Raw genomic sequence first — 18,397 nt, forward strand, 5'->3', positions numbered from 1 at the left:
GTGACAGACACCACCGGCGCCGGCACCCGTCTCGACGATGAGCGCTTGGAACTCCTGCGCCGCAAGCTCGCCGAGCGCGGCCTGGCCAGGTCGACCGGCGCGGCTTCCGTCGCCACCTACGACGAGCCACGCATGTCCGCCGGCCAGCACCGGATGTGGTTCGTGCAGTCGGTCGATCCCGACAGCGCGTTGCTCAACATCTGCGTCTCCTATCGCCTCACCGGCGCCGTCGACGCCACGCGGCTACACCGCGCCGCCGACGCCGTCGCCGCGCGACACCCCGTCCTCCACACGACGTATGACACCGACAGCGAGGGCGACCCGCGGCCCGTCGTCCGCGACGACCTGCGGCCCGAATGGGCCGAACACGACCTGTCCGGGTTGACCGATCAAGCTCGCCGCTTGCGCCTGGATGTGCTGGCGCAGCGGGACTTTCGCCGCCCGTTCGACCTGAGCAAGGATTCACCCCTGCGAGTCACCGTGGCGCACGTGGCCGCCGATGACCTGATACTGCTGATCACCGCGCACCATATCGCCTGGGACGACGGCTCGTGGGCGCCGTTTTTCGCCGACCTGACTCGTGCGTACACCGACCCCGACGGCTTCGCCGCCGCTCCGGTGCTGCCGGCCCCTTCCCACGACCCGACCGCGATCCGTCAGGCGGATCTGGACTATTGGCGGCCGCTGATGGCCGATCTCCCGGAGCCACTGGAACTTCCGGGGCCTAACGGTTCGGTGGTGCCCAGTACCTGGCGCGCGCAACGCGCGACCGCGCCGCTGTCGGCGGACGTCGTCGACCGGGCGGCCGCGCTGGCCCGCGAGACCGGCGCCACGCCCTACATGGTGTTGATGGCCGCGTTCGGCGCCCTGGTGCACCGCTACACCCAGTCGACCGACTTCCTGTTCGCGGCCCCGGTGCTGAACCGCGGCGTGGGAACCGAGGGTGCCATCGGGTACTACGGCAACACCGTGGTGGTCCGGCTGCGCCCGCGGCCGCACCAGACGTTCCGCGAACTGCTGGCGCAGACCCGTGACGGCGCGGTGGGCGCCTTCGCTCATTCGCGGGCCGACCTGGATTGGCTGGTGCGTGAGTCAAACCCCGACCGCCGGCACGGCGCTGACCGGATGACCCGCGTCAGCTTCGGACAGCGGGAGCCCGACGGCGCCGGCTTTTGCCCACCGGGCGTGCGTTGCGCGCGCGCCGAGTTGCGCGGTCATTTCAACCAGCTGCCGCTGAGTCTGATGGTCGAACTGAACCGGACGCCGGATGGCTTGGGCGGCGGCGTGATCGAGGCCGAGTACCTCGTCGAGGTGCTGGATCAGCAGTTGGTGCAGCAACTCCTGCGCCACTACGCCGCCCTGCTGGACAGCGTGCTGTCCGACCCCGACGCGACGCTGTCGGCGTGCGCGCTGATGAACGACGAAGACGCCGAGCGGCTGCGGTCCGTGTCGACCGGTGAAGAATTCGTCACCCCGGCGAGCACCTTGTCCGCGCTGGTCAGCCGGCGAGCGGCGCTCACGCCCGACGCCATCGCGGTCGTCTACGAGGGGCGCGCCTACACCTACCGCGAAATCGATGAAGAGTCGAACCGAGTGGCGCACTGGCTCATCGAGCGTGGAATCGGCACCGAGGATCGCGTCGCGGTCCTGCTGGACAAGTCACCCGAACTGGTCATCACCGCGCTCGGCGTGCTCAAAGCGGGTGGGGTCTACCTTCCGGTGGATCCCACCTACCCGGAGGACAGGCTGAGCTTCATCCTCGGGGACGCGGACGCCAAACTGGTGCTGCGCGAACCGGTTTGCGAAGCGGGGGACTACCCGACCACCGCGCCCACCGCGCTGCTGCGGCCGCTGAGCCCGCAGAACACCGCGTACCTGATCTACACCTCGGGTTCGACCGGGCTGCCCAAGGGCGTTCCGGTGCCCCACGCGCCCATCGCCGAGTACTTCGTCTGGTTCGGCGAGGAGTACCGGATCGACGAAACCGACCGGCTGTTACAGGTGGCGTCGCCCAGCTTCGACGTGTCGATGGGCGAAATCTTCGGCACCTTGATCATGGGTGCCCGACTGGTGATTCCGCGCCCCGACGGGCTGCGCGACATCGGCTACCTCACCGACCTTCTGGCCCGCGAAGGCATCACGTCGATGCACTTCGTGCCGTCGCTGCTGGGTCTGTTCCTGTCGTTGCCCGGCGTCAGCCAGTGGCGCACGTTGCGGCGCGTGCCCATCGGCGGGGAGGCCCTGCCCGGCGAGATCGCCGACAAGTTCCACGCCACCTTCGACGCGTCGCTGCACAACTTCTACGGCCCGACCGAGACGGTCGTGAACTGCACCAGCTACCCGGTGGAGGGCACCCAGGGCACGCGGGTGGTGCCGATCGGCCGGCCCAAGATCAACACGCAGGTGTACCTGCTCGACAACGCCCTGCAGCCCGTTCCCATCGGGGTGATCGGTGAAATCTACATCGCCGGAACACATGTCGCGCACGGATACCACCGCAGGCCGCAGCTGACGGCCGAGCGCTTCGTCGCCGACCCCTTCACCCCCGGCGGGCGGATGTACCGCTCCGGCGACCTGGCCCGGCGCAACGCCAACGGGGACATCGAGTTCGTCGGCCGCGCCGACGAGCAGGTGAAGATCCGCGGTTTCCGCATCGAGTTGGGCGAGATCGCCGCCGCCATCTCGGTCGACCCCAGCGTCGGACAAGCCGTCGTGCTGGCCATGGACCTGCCTCAGTTGGGCAAGAGCCTGGTGGGATACGTGACTCCGGCCGAGGGCGCTGGCACGGAAACGGTTGACGTCGAACGCATCCGCGCTCGGGTGGCCGCCGCGCTGCCGGACTACATGACGCCGGCCGCCTATGTGGTGCTCGACGAGATCCCGATCACCGCCCATCAAAAGATCGACCGCGCCGCGCTGCCGCAGCCGCAGCTCGCGGCCGGCACCGAGTACCGCGACCCCACGACACCCACGGAAATCCGGGTGGCCCAACTATTTTCGGGGCTGCTCGGCCACGAGCGGGTGGGTGTCGACGACTCGTTCTTCGATCTGGGCGGGCACTCGCTGGTCGCCACCAAACTGGTCACCGCGATCCGCGCGGAGTGCGGCGTGGAACTCGGCATCCGCGACGTGTTCGAGCTCGCCACGGTGGGCCTGCTGGCGGAGCGGGTCGACCAGCTGAGCTCGGGCCAACTGACGCAGTCGCGCCCCAGGCTGATCGCGACCGCACACGACGAGCCGATGCCGCTGTCGGCGTCGCAGCTGCGCAGCTGGTTCGCCTATCGCCTGGACGGGCCCAGCCCCGTCAACAACATTCCCTTCGCGGCCAAGCTGACCGGACCGTGGGACATCGATGCGCTGATCGCCGCCGTCGGCGATGTCCTCGCCCGGCACGAAATCCTGCGCACCAGCTACGTCGAGCTGGACGGCGTGCCCTATCAGGTCGTGGGCCCGGCGGGCGTCGAGGTTCCGGTGCGCCGCGCGGAGGGAGTCGGCGAGGCGTGGCTGCAGGAGCAGCTCGACGCCGAGCGGCGCCACTGCTTCGAACTGGACTCGGAATTGCCGATCCGGGTCGCGGTGCTGCGCACCGAGAACGCGGACGAGCACGTGCTGTCGGTGGTCGTGCACCACATCGCCTCTGACCACTGGTCGGCGGGCGTGCTGTTCTCCGACGTGATGACCGCCTACCGGGCGCGGCGCGGTGGCGAAGCGCCGTCCTGGGCGCCGCTGCGCGTGCAGTACGCCGACTACGCGGCGTGGCAGCGCACGTTTTTGGGTGACGCCAGCGGCCAGGAGTCCGCCATCGCCGGCGAGCAGCGGGAGTACTGGACCCGCAAGCTGGCCGGGCTGCCGGAGGACACCGGGTTGCGCCCGGACTTCCCCCGCCAGCCGGTGCCCAGCGGGGAGGGCGAATCCGTCGACTTCCACATCGACTCGGCGACCCGCGCCAAGCTCGGCGAGCTGTGCCGCGAGTTGGGCATCACCGAATTCATGCTGCTGCAAACGGCTGTGGCCGTGGTGCTGCACAAGGCCGGTGGCGGCGTGGACATTCCGTTGGGCACCCCGGTCGCCGGCCGCACCGAAGCCGAATTGGACCAACTGATCGGCTTTTTCGTCAACATCCTGGTGCTGCGCAACGACATGGACGGCAACCCGACGTTGCGCGAACTGCTGAAACGGGCGCGGGAGACCGCGCTGGCCGCCTACGCCCACCAAGACCTGCCGTTCGACCGGGTGGTCGACAGCGTCAGCCCGGCGCGATCGCTGTCCCGCAACCCGCTGTTCCAGGTCGTCGTGCACGTCCGGGATCACCTGTCCGCCACGCGGGTCATCGAGACCGCGCCCGCGGGCGGCGACGGGCGGGACACCGTGTGCACGTCGCTGGATCCCATCTTCGACATGGCCCACGCCGACCTCAGCGTCAACTTCTTCGGCACCGACGGCGCCGACGACATCGGGTACAACTGCAATGTCATTTTCCGCACCGAGCTCTATACCAGAAGCACCATCGAGCGGTTGGCGCAATGGCTGACCAGGGCGGTCACCGCGTTCGCCGAGGACCTCGATCAGAGTCTGCGCGACGTTGCGCTGATCGACGCGGGAGAACAGCGCCGCATCCTGCAGGACTGGAGCCGCGGCGCGCCGCCACCGCAGGACCGGCCGCGCACCATACCCGAGCTGCTGGAACCCAGTCGGGCCTGGGGAGCGGATCGGATCGCGGTGCGCTGCGGGGACGAGCAGATCGATTACCCTGCGCTGCATCGCCGTTCGGACAACTTGGCCGCGCTGCTCGTGAAGAACGGCGCAGGACCGGGCGCGTTGGTCGGGCTGTCAACCCGCCGCAGCATCGACCTGGTGGTGGCGCTGGTGGCCATCATGAAGGCCGGCGCCGGTTACTTCCCCATCGACCCCGGCTATCCCTTGGCGCGAAAGCAATTTATGCTCGACGACGTCACGCCGCCGGTGGTGGTCGCCACGACCGAAGCGGTGGAGACCATGCCGCGCGTGCCGGGGGTCGAAGTGCTTTCGCTGGACGACCCCCACGTGCGCGCGGTGGTGGACAGCGATGGCGTGGACCCCCAGTCGCGGAATGTGCGGCGGCCGCACCCCGATGACCCCATGTATCTGGTGTTCACCTCCGGATCCACCGGCAAGCCGAAAGGCGCGGTGGGCACCCACCGTTCGATGGCGGCCCGGCTGGACTGGCAACTGCGGCACTACCCGCCCAGGACCGAGGACGTGCGGTTGGCGCAGGCGTCGATCACGTTCCTCGAAGGCGGGATGGAGATGCTGGCCGGCCTGGCCGCCGGTGCGACCATGATCCTGGCCGACGACGCCGAGCACCGCGACCCCGAGGCCCTCGGGGAGCTGATGAACCGGTATTCGATCGCCCAGGTGACCGCCGTGCCCAGCCTGGTCTCGGCGTTGGTGGACAGCCGGCCCGACGCCGTGCGCGCGCTGTCGCGGCTGGTGTGCGGTGGCGAGCCGGTCAGCGCGTCGTTGCTGCAACGGCTGGCGTCGGTGTGCGCCGACGACGGCGGGACCGAGTTGTTGAACAACATCGGTTCCACCGAGACCTCCGGCGCGGTGTCCCGCGGGCGGTTGGGCTTGCCGAATCCGCTTGTCGGAAAGCCGGTCCCGGGCGCGCAGGCCTACCTCCTCGACGATGGGCTGCGACCCGTGCCGGTCGGTGTGGTGGGCGAGCTGTACTACGCCGGCGACCAGCTGGCGCGCGGGTACTGGAAGCGCCCCGGCCTGACCGCGACACGGTTCGTCGCCAATCCGTATGGCGGGGAGCCCGGTTCGCGCCTGTACCGCAGCGGCGACCTGGCCCGGTGGACCGAGGACGGCCAACTGGAATTCGTCGGACGCTCCGACCACCAGGTGCAGGTCCGCGGTTTCCGGGTCGAGTTGGCCGAGGTCGAGGCGGCCCTGGCGGCCGCCGACGGCGTCGCCGCCGCAGCCGCCCGCACCTGGGAGGTGCACGGCGGCACGTCGCTGGCCGGATATGTTGTGCCGCAACGGCCGATCGTCGACGACGTCGAAAAGGCGGCCTTCGCGGGGGAGGTGCGCGCCGCGATCGCCACGACCCTGCCGGGCTACATGATGCCGTCGTCGCTGACCGTCCTCGATGTCCTGCCCAAGACCGAATCCGGCAAGTTGAACCGGCCCGGGTTGCCGCGGCCGGCGGTCAGCACCGGCGGTCTGACCGAACCGGCGCGCACGGACACCGAACGGGCGCTGGCCAAGGTGTTCGCCGAACTGCTGTCGACCCCCGAAGTGGGGCGCTTCGACGACTTCTTCGCCCTCGGCGGCGACAGCATCCTGTCGGTGCAGCTGGGCTCGCGCGCACGGGCGGTCGGGCTGGCCGTGAGTCCGCGGATGATCTTCGAGAATCCGACGGTGCAGCAGCTGGCCGCCGCCCTGGACGCCCTGGGCGACGGGGAGGCTGACACCGGGCGGGACGACCAGGCGACCGACGTGCGTTTCGAGCCGATGAGCACCTCCGGTCTCTCGTCGACGGATCTGGCTGCGGTGACCCAACTTTGGTCGGCGTCACGCGAAGGCACGTCATGACGGCCGCCGACACCGACGTCGCGCCCGACATCGAGGACGTGATGGCGCTGAGCCCCCTGCAGGAGGGCTTGTACTCGCTGACCACGCTCGCCGAATTCGCCGACGGCGAAGCGGCGGACGATCCGTACGTGATCGGCATGGCGGCCGACATCTCCGGCGCACTCGATGTCGCGCTGCTGCGCGAGTGCGCGGAGAAGATGTTGGTGCGTCACCCGAACCTGCGGGCCAGCTTCTTCAGCCGGGGCATCCCGCGGCCGGTGCAGATCGTGCCGTCCCGCGTCGAGTTGCCGTGGCGATCCGTCAGCGCGGCACCCGAGGACGTGCCGGCGCTGGAAACCGGCGAACGCCGCCGGCCCTTCGACCTGGAACACGGACCGGCCATCCGCTTCCTGCTGATCGAATTGCCCGGCGCGCAATGGCGTTTGGTGCTCACCGCCCATCACATCGTGATCGACGGCTGGTCGATGCCCGTGTTCATCAACGAGATGATGATCCTGTACCAGGCCGGAGGCGACCTGTCGGCGTTGCCCGTCGCTCCGCGGCCGTACCGCGATTACATCGGCTGGCTGGCCGGGCGTGACCCGGAGACCAGCCAGCAGGTCTGGCGCCGGCACCTCGCCGGGCTGCCGGGCCCCACCCTGCTGGCCGCCGCCCTGGGCTCGATGGACACGACCCAGGGGCGGCAGACGGCGCTGCCGCGCACCACCGAACTGCGGCTGCCGGCGGAGGCCACCGCGCGGCTGGTCGACGAGACCCGTTCGCGCGGCATCACCGTCAACACCTTGATGCAGATGGCGTGGGCGCTGGTGCTGTCCCGGCTCACCGACACCGACGACGTGGTTTTCGGGGTCACGGTGTCGGGCAGGCCGCCCGAGCTGACCGGCGTCGAGACCATGGTGGGTCTGTTCATCAACACCGTGCCGCTGCGGGTGCGGCTCGACCCCGCGGCCAGTGCCGGTGAGCAATGCCGCGCCGTACAGCGCGATGCCGCCCTGCTGCGCGAGCACAGCTATCTCGGGCACGCCCAATTGCGCTCCCTCGGTGGGGTCGGGGAGATGTTCGACACCCTGCTGGTCTATGAGAACTTCCCGATGAACGGACTGTCCTCCGGCGGTGAATTGACCGCCGGCGGTGCGACATTCCGGCCGTCCGCCCTTCAGAACCTGTCGCATTTCCCGATCGCCATCGCCGCCCACATGGACGCCGGCGAACTGGTGGTGCTCATCGAAGTGATCGACGGCGCCCTGGGCGCCATTCCGGCCGCTACGTTCGGGCAGCGGGTGCTGTCCACCGCCGAGCGGCTGTTGCAGGGGTGGGAGCGTCCGCTGCGTGAGGTCAGCGTCCTCTTCGAGGACGAGGCAGCCCCGCTGCGTGCCGCCGGCGCGCCCGCCGCGACGTCACCGCGGTGCATTCACGCGCGGTTCGCCGAGGTCGTGGCCAGGACGCCGGACAGCCCGGCGGTCAGCTGGGCGGGTGGCACGCTGAGCTATCGCGAGCTGGACGACCGGAGCACCCGGCTGGCCGCTCAGCTCGCCCGCAGCGGTGTCACGCCCGAAACACCGGTCGGCATAAGGCTTTTCCGGGGCCCGCGGTACGTCGTCGCGATGCTCGCGGTGCTCAAGGCCGGCGGCATGTGCGTGCCCATGGAGCCGGGGATGCCCCCGGAACGGGTGACCTCGATCCTGCGCCAGTCCGGCGCGTCGATCGTCTTGGACGAGGAGCTGACCGCGCAGCTGCTCGAGTCCGGCGGACCGCACCACGGCTTCGACCCGGTCGACGTCCCGCTCGAGCGGGCCGCGTACGTCGTGTTCACCTCGGGAACCACGGGAGAACCCAAGGGGGTCATCGGGACTCACGGCGCGGTGGGGGCCTACGCCGACGACCATCTGGACCGCGTGCTGCGGCCCGCGGCCGCGCGGCTGGGCCGTCCGCTGCGCATCGCCCACGCGTGGTCGTTCGCCTTTGACGCCGCCTGGCAGCCGTTGGTCGCCCTGCTCGACGGCCATGGCGTGCATGTGGTCGACGAGCACACCCAGACCGATGCCGAGGCGCTGGTCGCGCTGATCGCCGAGCACGGCATCGACATGATCGACACCACCCCGTCGATGTTCGCCCAGCTGCAGGCGTTCGGCCTGCTGACCGATGCGCCGTTGACGGTGCTGGCGCTCGGGGGAGAGGCCCTCGGCAGCGTCGCCTGGGCCCGAATCCGCAAGGCGTGCACCACCACATCGATGGCGGCGTTCAACTGCTACGGGCCGACCGAGACGACGGTCGAGGCGGTGGTCGCCGCGATCGCCGAGCACGACGAGCCCTGCATCGGGCGGCCGACCCGGCACACCCGCGGGTACGTGCTGGATTCCGGGCTGCGTCCGGTGCCGTGCGGCGCGACGGGCGAACTGTACCTGGGCGGCGCCCAGCTGGCCCGCGGCTATCTGGGCCGCGCGGGCGAGACCGCGGCGCGCTTCGTCGCCGACCCGTTCGCACCCGCGCAGCGGATGTATCGAACGGGCGACCTGGTGCGCCGGATGCCCGACGGCACACTGCAATACATCGGTCGCGCCGACGCCCAGGTGAAAATCCGTGGCCACCGCGTCGAGCCCGGGGAGATCGCCGCCGCCCTCGAATCCCATCCCGCCGTCCGGCACGCCGGGGTGCTCGTGCATCAGCACCGCGGCGCGCCGCGGCTGACCGCGTACGTGGCGACCGACCCCACCGGCGACCAGCCGACGGTGCCCGACCTGCGCGGCATGCTCAGCACCCGGCTGCCGCGCTACATGGTGCCGCAGCGCATCGTCCTGGTCGACGAGATCCCGTTGACTCCCAACGGAAAGCTGGACGAATCCGCGCTGGCCGCCGTCGACGTCGCCGAGTCCGTCGGCGGCGCGGCAACACCCGAGACCGCCACCGAATCCGCGCTGGCCGAACTGCTCGCCGAACTGCTCGGGCACCCGCGCGTCGACGTCACCGCGGACTTCCTGCAGCTGGGACTGGACAGCATCATGGCCTTGTCGGTGGTACAGGCGGCGCGGGCCCGCGGAATCGCGCTGCGCGCCAGGCTCGTCCTCGACTGCACCAACGTCCGCGAACTGGCCGACGCGGTCGACTCGGAAACCGCGGCCACCGCCCAGCGGGTGGACGAGACAACCGGACCAATGCCGTTGCTGCCCAACGGCCGATGGCTCTACGAACACGGCGACCCGCGCCGGCTCGCCCAGACCGAAGCCATCCGGTTGCCCGAGACGCTGCGCCGCGAACAACTCGACGCCGCGCTGGCAAGCATCGTCAACGGCCACGAGGTGCTGCGCACCCGGGTCGATCGCTCCACCATGACCCTGGTTCCGGTACCGGCCGCGGACGTCCTGAGCGAACTCAAAGAGGTTGCAGTGGGCGGAGATCTGGGCGCGGCGGTACCGGCCCACGTCGCCGAGGCGGTCGACCGGTTGGACCCCGAACGCGGAACGCTGCTGGCCGCGGTGTGGCTCCGGCCCCCGGCCGGAGAGAGCGTGCTGTTGCTGGCCGCGCACGTCGTCGCGCTGGACCCGGCGTCGTGGCGGGTGATCCTCGGTGAACTCGGTGCCGCCCTGACCGCCGCGGCCACCGGTCACCCGCCGGCACCCATTCGGGAACACACCAGCTATCGGCGCTGGGCCGAGGCGCTCACCGCGCGAGCGCGCGGCCTGGACACGGTGCAGTACTGGGCGTCGGAGTTGGCCGGCGACGATCCCGACCTCGGCGCCCGGCGCCTCGACCCGGACCGTGATCGGGCGCGCGATCTGATCGTCCGCAACGTCCCCACCGACGCCGACCTCACCCGGCGGCTGCTGAATTCGGGTCTGCCGTTACCCACGCTGTTAATCGCCGCCACCGCGGCGACAGTGACGAGCTGGCGCCGGCTACGTGGCCAGGCAACGGCGCCCCCGCTGCTGGCGCTCGAAACCCACGGCCGCGCCGACAGCTTGGTGGACGGTCCGGGCGCGCACACCATCGACACCGGCGACACGGTGGGGCTGCTCAGCTCGATCTACCCCGTGCGGGTGGACTCGGCCGACCCGCACAGGGTGGCGGAGAAATTGGCCGCGATCCCGGGCGATGGGCTCGACTTCGGGTTGCTGCGCTACCTGCGGGACGACACCGCCGAGCGGCTCGCCGGTTTCCCGCCGCCGCAAGTGTTGCTGAATTACCTTGGCGCCGCCCACACCGACGGCGGCACCGGGCTGACGCTCGAACGCGAGCTGCTCGCGGGGGTGTCGCCGGTGCCGGAGCCCGAGCAGGCGGTGCGCCACGAGCTCACCATCGCGGCGATAGTGCTGACGTACGGCGGGGAGCGGGTGCTGGCGGCGCAGTGGCGCGCGCTGCCCGACATTCTCACGGACGCAGACATGACTGCGCTGCAAGGACTTTGGATCGATTCGCTGCGGGAGATGGTGAAATGAGCACACTCGCGATCGTGGGCGCCGGCGCCAAGGCGGTGGCCGTCGCGGCCAAGGCATCGGTGCTTCGCGACATGGGCGTCGAGGTTCCGGACGTGGTCGCCGTGGAACGGATCGGCGTCGCGGCGAACTGGCAGGCCAGCGGCGGCTGGACGGACGGCGCGCATCGGCTGGGCACCAGCCCGGAAAAGGACGTCGGCTTTCCCTACCGCTCGGCGCTGGTGCCGCGCCGTAACGCCGAGTTGGACGAGCGGATGACCCGCTACAGCTGGCAGTCCTATCTGATCGCCACGGCGTCGTTCGCCGAGTGGATCGACCGCGGCAGGCCGGCGCCGGCGCATCGCCGGTGGAGCCAGTATCTGAGTTGGGTCGCCGACCACGTGGGCATGAATGTGGTGCACGGCGAGGTCGAACGGCTGGCTGTCACCGGGGACCGGTGGGCGATCCACACCCACGAAACCACCGTGCACGCCGACGCGTTGATGATCACCGGCCCGGGCCAGGCCGAAAAGTCCTTGCTTCCCGGCAATCCGCGCGTGCTCTCGATCGCCCAGTTCTGGGACCGCGCCGCCAATCACGACCGGATCAGTGCAGAGCGGGTCGCGGTGATCGGCGGTGGTGAGACGGCCGCGGCGATGCTCAATGAGCTGTTCCGGCACCGGGTCTCGAGCATCACGGTCATTTCCCCGCAGGCGACACTGTTCACGCGCGGCGAGGGGTTTTTCGAGAATTCGCTGTTCTCCGATCCCACCAACTGGCCGGCCCTCACCCTGGCCGAACGTCGTGATGCGTTGGCCCGCACGGACCGGGGGGTGTTTTCGTCGAACGTGCAGGAGGCGTTGCTGGCCGATGACCGCATCCATCACCTGCGTGGCCGCGTCGCCCACGCGGTCGGCAGGCAGGGGCAGATCCGGCTGACGCTGTCCACCAACCGCGGCAGCGAGAACCTCGAGACGGTCCACGGGTTTGATCTCGTCATCGACGGCTCCGGCGCCGACTCTTTGTGGTTCGCACCATTGTTCAGCCAGGAAGCGCTTGATCTGCTCGAACTCGGACTGGGTGGGCCCCTGACTTCGGAGCGGCTGCAGGAGGCGATAGGTTATGACCTGGCCGTCACGGACGTCACACCCAAGTTGTTCTTGCCGAACCTGTCGGGACTCACCCAGGGGCCCGGGTTCCCGAACCTGAGCTGCCTTGGACTGCTATCCGATCGGGTGTTGGGTTCCACCGTCAGCCCGTCCAAGCATCCCCTGAGAAGGAGACATGATGAGCACCAACCCCTTTGACGACGAGAACGCGACCTTCGTGGTGCTGGCCAACGACGAGGACCAGCACAGCCTCTGGCCGACCTTCGCCGACACGCCTTCGGGCTGGCGGGTGGTCTTCGGGGAAGCCAGCCGCGCGGACTGCCTGGACTACGTCGAACAGAATTGGTCAGATATCCGCCCCAAGAGCCTGATTGAGGCGCTCGCGGGGGAGTAACCCGCCACTGGCCCTCGCAACAGCAGGCAAGGGACGGCCGCTACACACTTGCGGCACAGGCCATTCAGCGTGTTTTCCCGCGTCGCCGCCGTAGCGTCGTCGTAACGTGACCAACCTGAGACACAAATGCGGGTGTCACCATGCACACTTACACCATCTTCAACCATGAAGACGTGTGACCGCGTGCGGCGCATCCGCGAAATCCCGCAACGGTTCATGTGCATCGAAGGGGGACCTGTGAAAACCGTGAAGTCCATTGCCACGGGCGTGGCGGCGCTGGCCGCCATTGGCGGCGCCGCCGCCGGCGTGGCTTCTGTTGCAGCGCCGATCGGCGCGCATGATGTGCAGCTGGCGGCGTTCGGAGCGCCACTGCCGCAAGACCCGCCGCCGCCTCCGCCCCCGCCGCCGGGCGCGCCTGGGCAATTGCCGACGGCCGATCAGTTGGCCACTCTCTGCAACCAGGTAACCGACCCCGGCGTCAACTACAGGGACAAGGCCAACTTCGTTGAAAACGGCGTCAGTCAAAACGAGGGGATGGTGGCCGACCACGACCTGCGAAAGGCCTACCGCAACGGGAACTTCCCCGAGCAGTTCAACGTGACCAACATCGCCCCGGCGGGTCCGAACATGGCCCAGGCCGACGTCGCCATCACGAGCCCGAAGTTCGCCGGACCGGTCACCAAGCACCTCGCGTTCGTCAACCAAGGCGGGAACTGGGTCTTGCAGCACGACGCGGCGATCGCTCTGATTCAGGCCGCGACCGCCACCAACTGATCACCGCGCGGTGCCTACCGCGCAAAACCGATGCCAGTCTGGCGGATTCGCCAGATGTCTCATGGACACCCCATGCGCCGGCTTCCGCGGGCGCATGGGGTTCGGCAGCTACGGCATCTACGGCCACGCCCGCACAGCGCGCGCACAGGTTGCTCATGTTGTTTGCACAACGGGTCGCCGTAACGTATCGGTGCCGGGACACGAAGTACGAGACGCAAAGGGCACGCTGACACCACCCGTGCGTCAACATTCGTGCCCACCAAAAGGGGGAACCATGAAAACCGTTAAAACGCTTGCCACCAGCGTGGCAGCTCTGGCGATCGTCGGGGGCGCGGCCGCCGGCCTGACCTCGATGTCGGCGCCGAGCACACAGGTCGGGGTGCACCTCGCCACGATCGGCGCGCCGCTTCCGCAGGATCCGCCGCCGGCGCAGCCGGTCGCGGGGGCCAACGTCCCGACGCCCGATCAGCTGACCGGCCTGCTCAACAGCCTGGCGGACCCGAGCGTGTCGTTCAACAACAAGAGCAACCTGGTGCAGGGCGGCATCAGCGGCATCGAAGCCCACGTCGCCGACAAGAAGCTGCAGAAGGCCGCGAAAAACGGTGACCTGCCCCTGTCGTTCGACGTGACCAACATCCAACCGACCGCCGCCGGTTCGGCGACCGCCGACGTGTCGGTCTCCGGCCCCAAGCTGACGTCACCGGTCACCCAGAACGTCACCTTCGTCAACCAGGGCGGCTGGGTGCTGTCGCGGGCGTCGGCGATGGAGCTGCTGCAGGCCGCCGGTCAGTGATCGGCGCCGAGCGCGCGCAGGTCTAGTTTCGCGACGCGTGCCGGATCCGCCAGCACATCGATCGCCCGGATCCGGCCGGCGCGCACCACGAATCCCATGACGGACGCCGCGCGTCCCCCGACGAAGATGACGGCGCCGGCGGCGCCGTTGACGGTCGCCGCGCGGACCTCGCGGTCGGGACCCGCGTAGGCGCGGGCCAGCCTGGCCACCGAGTCCGCGCCGTCGGCCCGGAACGCCGCCGCGGCCGGGCCGAAGTCACCCCGCAGCACCACGTCGGGATGCAGCACCGACACCAGGCGGTCGAAGTCACCGCTGCGCCCCGCCGCGAAGAAGGCGTCCACCACCTCGCGCTGGGCGGTGAGGTCGCCGTCGGGTTCCGGGTCGGCCCGCTCGATCCGCCGGCGCGCCCGGCTGGCCAGCTTGCGGGCCGACTCCGGCGTCCGGTCGACGACCGTGGCGATCTGATCGAACGGCACGCTGAAGACGTCGTGCAACACGAAGGCCAATCGCTCCGCCGGCGACAGCGTGTCCAGCACCACGAACAGCGCCAGCCCCACCGCGTCGGCCAGCATCGCGCGGTGTTCCGGGTCGAATTCGTCGTCGGCTTCCACGATCGGGTCGGGCAGGCGGCCGGCCAGCTCCTCGCCGCCGTGAGTTCGGCGCTCGCGCAACATGTTCAGGCAGATGCGGGCGACCACGGTGGTCAGCCACGCCTCGGGGTTGGCGATTGTTTCCGCGGAGCTGCCGCTCCACCGCAGCCAGGCCTCCTGCACCGCGTCCTGGGCGTCGTCGATCGAGCCCAGCATGCGATAGGCGAGGGCGCCCAGCCGTGGCCGGGCCGCCTCGAAGCGCGCCGTCAGTGCCCGCAGTGACGGCGGTGATGCGTCCGGTTTTGTCATGGCCGATCGGTCTCCGGCAGGGCGCACACGCGGTCGCCGGAAAAGCCCGAGGACCCGATGTCGAGCGCGATGTTGAAGCGGGCGCGCAGATTGCCCAACGTGATGACGTGGGTCAGCGCGACGAGTTGGGCGGTGTCGAAATGCGTCCGCAGCGCGTCGAAAAGTTGATCGCTCACGTCGACCGGGGTGCGGCTGATCGCGGTCGCGTAGTCGAGGATCAGTTTGTCGACGTCGGAAAAGCACTGCGCGTCGCGGTAATTGGCCATCCCCAGCAGTTCTTCGTCGGTGATGCCCCATTGCCGGGCGATCTGGGAGCCGAGGTCGATGCAGTATGCGCAACGCACCGTCGTCGCCGACTTCAGCTCGGCCAGCGCGCGGTGGCGCGGGCTGAGAACGTCCAACTTCGATTCGGCCTGCTCCAACTTGCCGTAGGCGTTGAGCAATCTCGGGATGTGGGCATACATCCGCAGCGGTTCCAGCATTCCCGCGGTTTCCAGCCCGGTCATCTGGGCGAGCTTGCGCCTGGTGAAGAAGAAGGCGATCTTGGCGCCCAGGCCGGCGTCGCGGTCGGAGACTCCCTGTAGCCGTGGCATGGCGATCCTCCTGGCAAGTTGTGGTCGTGAACCAACGTCCTCACTAGGTCGACACGCGGGAGGGCCCGAACGTGACCACTAACTCACCCGGGCTGGCCCAGCGGCAGATCCATGTCGAACACGCGGGCGTGCAGCACCGTGCGGTTTCGCAGCGCGGCGCGCACCGCGCGGTGCAGGCCGTCCTCGAGATAGGTGATGCCCTTCCAGCGCACCGCGTGCGGGAACAGGTCGCCGTAGAAGGTCGAGTCCTCCGAGAGCAGGCGGTCCAGCGCGAGCACCGTTGTGGTGGTGACCAATTCGTCGAGCCGGATCTGTTGCGGCGGTATCTGGGACCAATCCCGATAGGACAGGTTGTGCTCGGGATACGGTTTACCGTCGCGCACGCCCTTGAAAATCATTGGCCGATCTCTCCCGACGTCTCGCTATGCCCCGACCGGTTCATGCTGGAAAGGCTAGTCGGACACCGGTGGTCCCGGCGAGCAGACGCAAAGCACCGCGGCACGCCGACGAAGAGGGACTTTTGCCTCCGCTCGCGCTCCAGTGGTGAGGCCGAGCGAGCCCGAGACCGTAAAATGGACCCGGTCTAACAGCCATCGAAGGAGGTGACGACCAGTGGGAACTGCCGATGACCGTCGGTTCGAGGTGCTGCGGGCCATTGTCGCCGATTTCGTCGCCACCAAAGAACCGATCGGTTCCAAGACGTTGGTGGAGCGCCACAACCTGGGCGTCTCATCGGCGACCGTCCGCAACGACATGGCCGTGCTCGAGGCCGAGGGCTACATCACCCAGCCGCACACCAGTTCCGGGCGGGTCCCCACCGAGAAGGGCTACCGCGAATTCGTCGACCGGCTCGACGACGTCAAGCCGCTTTCCTCCGCCGAACGGCGCGCGATCCAAGGCTTCCTGGAGTCCGGTGTCGACCTCGACGACGTCCTGCGCCGCGCGGTACGGCTGCTCTCGCAGCTGACCCGGCAGGTGGCCGTCGTGCAGTACCCGACGCTGTCGTCGTCGACCGTGCGCCACCTGGAAGTGATCGCCCTGACGCCCGCGCGGCTGCTGATGGTCGTCATCACCGACTCCGGCCGGGTGGACCAGCGCGTCGTCGAACTCGGCGACGTCATCGACGACCACGAACTCTCGCAGCTGCGGGAGATGCTGGGCCAGGCGCTGGTGGGCAAGAAGCTGTCGGCCGCCTCGATCGCGGTGGCCGACCTCGCCGGACAGCTGAGCAGCCCGGAGGGCCTGGGCGACGCGGTGGGCCGATCGGCGACGGTGTTGCTGGAGTCACTGGTCGAGCACACCGAGGAACGCTTGCTGATGGGCGGTACCGCCAACCTGACCCGCAACGCCGCCGATTTCGGTGGCTCGCTGCGCTCCATCCTGGAGGCGCTCGAGGAGCAGGTGGTGGTCCTGCGGTTGCTGGCGGCCCAGCAAGAAGCCGGTAAGGTGACGGTGCGCATCGGCCACGAGACGGCCGCCGAGCAGATACTGGGCACTTCCGTGGTAACCACCGCCTACGGCACCTCCGACACCGTTTACGGGGGAATGGGTGTGCTGGGGCCCACCCGGATGGACTATCCGGGAACTATCGCCAGCGTTGCTGCGGTTGCCCTGTATATCGGCGAAGTCCTGGGTGCTCGATGAACGCGCACCCGCTGTGTGGGTAGGCGCGGAGAAAGACCAGGTATAGGAGAGTCAGGCGTGGCACGCGATTATTACGGGCTGCTCGGCGTGAGCAGAAACGCCGGTGACGCGGAGATCAAGCGCGCGTACCGCAAGTTGGCGCGCGAACTGCATCCCGACGTCAACCCCGACGAGGCCGCGCAGGCGAAGTTCAAGGAGATCAGCGTCGCCTACGAGGTGCTGAGCGACCCCGAGAAGCGGCGCATCGTCGACCTGGGCGGCGATCCGCTGGAGAACGCGGCCGCGGCCGGTGGCGGTTTCGGTGGCGGTTTCGGTGGCCTGGGCGATGTGTTCGAGGCGTTTTTCGGTGGCGGCTTCAGCGGTGGCGCGTCCTCGCGCGGCCCCATCGGGCGGGTGCGGCCGGGCTCGGATTCGCTGCTGCGGATGCGGCTCGATCTCGAGGAGTGCGCGACCGGCGTCACCAAGCAGGTGACCGTCGACACCGCGGTGTTGTGTGACCGCTGCCAGGGCAAGGGCACCAACGGCGACTCGGCGCCGGTGCCGTGCGACACCTGCGGCGGTCGCGGCGAAGTCCAGACCGTGCAGCGCTCCCTGCTGGGCCAGGTGATGACGTCGCGGCCGTGTCCGACCTGCCGCGGCGTCGGCGTCGTCATCCCCGACCCGTGCCACCAGTGCATGGGGGACGGCCGGGTGCGGGCCCGCCGGGAGATCAGCGTCAAGATTCCCGCCGGTGTCGGCGACGGCATGCGCGTGCGGCTGGCTGCCCAAGGCGAGGTGGGACCCGGTGGCGGGCCGGCCGGCGACCTGTACGTCGAGGTTCACGAACAGGGCCACGACGTCTTCGTCCGCGAAGGCGACGACCTGCACTGCACCGTGTCGGTGCCGATGGTCGACGCGGCGCTGGGCGCCACGGTCACCGTCGACGCCATCCTGGACGGCGTCAGCGAAATCACCATCCCGCCTGGCACGCAACCGGCTTCGGTCATCACGCTGCGCGGCCACGGGATGCCGCACCTGCGGACCGGCACCCGCGGCGATCTGCATGTCCACGTCGAGGTGGTGGTTCCCGCCCGCCTGGACAGCCGCGACACCGAACTGCTGCGCGAACTGAAGGCGCGCCGCAGCCGCGACGTCCCCGAGGTGCGCTCGACCCACGCCGGCGGCGGCTTGTTCAGCCGGCTCCGCGAGACGTTCACCGGACGCTAG

Annotated in this window: 11 protein-coding genes; 8 read left to right on the forward strand and 3 right to left on the reverse strand. The window is 69.4% G+C overall.

What is annotated here, in order from left to right; translation table 11 throughout:
• The 6 genes from AC0KTM_RS07365 (at window position 1) to AC0KTM_RS07390 (ending at window position 14,055) form a co-directional block, all read left to right on the forward strand.
• On the forward strand, window positions 1-6,576 hold the full coding sequence (locus AC0KTM_RS07365) for a non-ribosomal peptide synthetase (protein WP_238957732.1): 6,576 nt from the start codon (window positions 1-3) through the stop codon (window positions 6,574-6,576).
• Window positions 6,573-11,009, forward strand: a complete 4,437-nt coding sequence (locus tag AC0KTM_RS07370; RefSeq protein ID WP_472415274.1) for an amino acid adenylation domain-containing protein — start codon at window positions 6,573-6,575, stop codon at window positions 11,007-11,009. Before AC0KTM_RS07365 ends, AC0KTM_RS07370 begins: the two co-directional genes overlap by 4 nt.
• A complete protein-coding gene (gene mbtG, locus AC0KTM_RS07375) occupies window positions 11,006-12,292 on the forward strand; it encodes an NADPH-dependent L-lysine N(6)-monooxygenase MbtG (RefSeq protein ID WP_225326921.1) in 1,287 nt (428 codons plus the stop codon). The genes AC0KTM_RS07370 and mbtG overlap by 4 nt, the downstream gene beginning before the upstream one ends.
• On the forward strand, window positions 12,273-12,488 hold the full coding sequence (locus AC0KTM_RS07380; protein ID WP_472415276.1) for an MbtH family protein: 216 nt from the start codon (window positions 12,273-12,275) through the stop codon (window positions 12,486-12,488). The genes mbtG and AC0KTM_RS07380 overlap by 20 nt, the downstream gene beginning before the upstream one ends.
• A 237-nt stretch (window positions 12,489-12,725) precedes the next feature.
• Window positions 12,726-13,262, forward strand: a complete 537-nt coding sequence (locus tag AC0KTM_RS07385; protein WP_225327039.1) for an MTB12 family secreted protein — start codon at window positions 12,726-12,728, stop codon at window positions 13,260-13,262.
• Between the two features lie 274 nt (window positions 13,263-13,536).
• Window positions 13,537-14,055, forward strand: coding sequence for an MTB12 family secreted protein (locus AC0KTM_RS07390; protein ID WP_472415278.1), 519 nt, complete (start codon window positions 13,537-13,539; stop codon window positions 14,053-14,055).
• Here AC0KTM_RS07390 and AC0KTM_RS07395 read toward each other — a convergent pair.
• From AC0KTM_RS07395 to AC0KTM_RS07405, 3 genes are all read right to left on the reverse strand, one after another.
• Window positions 14,049-14,954, reverse strand: coding sequence for a sigma-70 family RNA polymerase sigma factor (locus AC0KTM_RS07395; protein ID WP_472415280.1), 906 nt, complete (start codon window positions 14,952-14,954; stop codon window positions 14,049-14,051). The two genes, AC0KTM_RS07390 and AC0KTM_RS07395, sit on opposite strands and share 7 nt — an antisense overlap.
• Window positions 14,951-15,547 carry a carboxymuconolactone decarboxylase family protein gene (locus tag AC0KTM_RS07400; RefSeq protein ID WP_472415282.1) on the reverse strand — a complete coding sequence of 199 codons (597 nt, stop codon included), beginning with the start codon at window positions 15,545-15,547 and terminating at the stop codon, window positions 14,951-14,953. Before AC0KTM_RS07400 ends, AC0KTM_RS07395 begins: the two co-directional genes overlap by 4 nt.
• A gap of 83 nt (window positions 15,548-15,630) precedes the next feature.
• A complete protein-coding gene (locus tag AC0KTM_RS07405; protein ID WP_225326916.1) occupies window positions 15,631-15,945 on the reverse strand; it encodes a type II toxin-antitoxin system VapB family antitoxin in 315 nt (104 codons plus the stop codon).
• A 214-nt stretch (window positions 15,946-16,159) separates the two neighbouring features.
• On the opposite strand from AC0KTM_RS07405, the gene hrcA reads away from it, so the two are divergent.
• Window positions 16,160-17,191 (forward strand): heat-inducible transcriptional repressor HrcA, encoded by a 1,032-nt coding sequence (hrcA, locus tag AC0KTM_RS07410; RefSeq protein WP_225326915.1) that lies wholly within the window; start codon window positions 16,160-16,162, stop codon window positions 17,189-17,191.
• Between the two features lie 57 nt (window positions 17,192-17,248).
• A complete protein-coding gene (gene dnaJ, locus AC0KTM_RS07415; RefSeq protein WP_225326914.1) occupies window positions 17,249-18,397 on the forward strand; it encodes a molecular chaperone DnaJ in 1,149 nt (382 codons plus the stop codon).

The sequence above is a fragment of the Mycobacterium sp. NTMscope_Eco_3 genome (assembly GCF_976985685.1).

What these genes read in the sequence shown, in the direction of transcription:
- AC0KTM_RS07370 (WP_472415274.1), top strand. Translation starts at nt 6,573, where the DNA reads ATGACGGCCGCCGACACCGACGTCGCGCCCGACATCGAGGACGTGATG.
- mbtG (WP_225326921.1), top strand. Translation starts at nt 11,006, where the DNA reads ATGAGCACACTCGCGATCGTGGGCGCCGGCGCCAAGGCGGTGGCCGTC.
- AC0KTM_RS07380 (WP_472415276.1), top strand. Translation starts at nt 12,273, where the DNA reads ATGAGCACCAACCCCTTTGACGACGAGAACGCGACCTTCGTGGTGCTG.
- AC0KTM_RS07390 (WP_472415278.1), top strand. Translation starts at nt 13,537, where the DNA reads ATGAAAACCGTTAAAACGCTTGCCACCAGCGTGGCAGCTCTGGCGATC.
- AC0KTM_RS07395 (WP_472415280.1), bottom strand. Translation starts at nt 14,954, where the DNA reads ATGACAAAACCGGACGCATCACCGCCGTCACTGCGGGCACTGACGGCG.
- AC0KTM_RS07400 (WP_472415282.1), bottom strand. Translation starts at nt 15,547, where the DNA reads ATGCCACGGCTACAGGGAGTCTCCGACCGCGACGCCGGCCTGGGCGCC.
- AC0KTM_RS07405 (WP_225326916.1), bottom strand. Translation starts at nt 15,945, where the DNA reads ATGATTTTCAAGGGCGTGCGCGACGGTAAACCGTATCCCGAGCACAAC.